This window comes from Bacillus sp. NTK034 (assembly GCF_017303275.1).
Classification (GTDB): domain Bacteria; phylum Bacillota; class Bacilli; order Bacillales; family Cytobacillaceae; genus Cytobacillus.
Genome location: NZ_JAFKOJ010000032.1, coordinates 1 through 1,139, shown reverse-complemented (window position 1 = coordinate 1,139; position 1,139 = coordinate 1). Strand labels below are relative to the sequence as shown.

General features: G+C 42.1%; 1 protein-coding gene. It reads right to left on the bottom strand.

Annotated features, from left to right (window positions below; translation table 11 throughout):
- Nucleotides 1-413: 413 nt before the first annotated feature.
- Nucleotides 414-1,139 (bottom strand): transposase (locus JI665_RS28180; RefSeq protein ID WP_206846287.1); only part of this gene is annotated, 726 nt, incomplete at its 5' end.

Below are 1,139 nucleotides of genomic sequence, written 5' to 3'. Positions count from 1 at the left end.
AACTCCCTCAGTTTAATACGGTTTACTCACGAATGCTCGCTTATTCGCAGGATTTCATCCCCCATGGATATATATTTCTAAATTGAAAAGAGTAGATTCTGGACAAATGGCTACGTGAAGACATAGTTAAATAGAGGAGTAGGATTATACTCCAAATTCTACCATATGATGTACTTCTCCACGCCAGCCCTTGGAGGCTTTCCCTCCCATGTCTCAACGGGTCAATTGCCCTCTCATTCCTTCGTCATGCCTATCCAAGGGGTGGAGGCCAGTTATGCTAACCTGATGGGTCAGGGCCCTTTTGTTGAACAAACCTGGTACTCCGTACATATTTGAAATCCTGCGAAAAAGCCAACACTCGATCTTTAAAAATATAAGGGGTAATGATTCTCTTCGAGAAAAAGTGAATTGAACTACGCTGCCAACTCAGTTAACGGCTGGACCTTCTTGGCACAATAAGCTTCGTTTTTCCGCGCAATCCCTACAAAAATCCTAGCTAACTTCCCGATCAGCTTCATTATAGATTTCATTTTTTTCATTTTCTTGACCTTAACATTATTCGAGTGGAGTGCTTTAAATTCTGGGTTGTTCATTACCAGACTCATAGTAGCTAAATAGAGGAAACGTCTTAACCTTGATCTTCCACGCTTTGAAATGATAATTTGCCCTTTCCACTTCCCTGAACTGGCTTCGGCTAGATGGAGTCCTGCATGGCGAAGTAAAGAGTTGCCGTGTGAAAAACCACTTAAATCTCCTGCTTCCCCTAAAATACCAGCTAACGAAATTTCACTAATTCCCTTAATCATAAGTAACTTATTCGCGAAAGGAATTTTAGGGAGTTCATCCTTGATTGCCAGCTCAACTCTTTCAAGTTGTTGAACCGCAAGGTCATACTCTTCGAGTAATTGTTCAAGATGAAATTTATAAGCTTCTAATGCTTGCCTTGTACCAACTGATTTCCTGGCTACATTGAGGAGTAAATAGGCTTTCTTTAATCCAGGCTGTCGCTTCATCAGTAACTTCCACCCGGCCACGATCTCTTCAGGCTTCATGGAACCCAGTTCCATCGGAGATGGGAAAAGCCGAAGTGTTGCGATGGCCCCTTTAGCAGTGATGTCTTTAAATACTTGTCTAAGCTC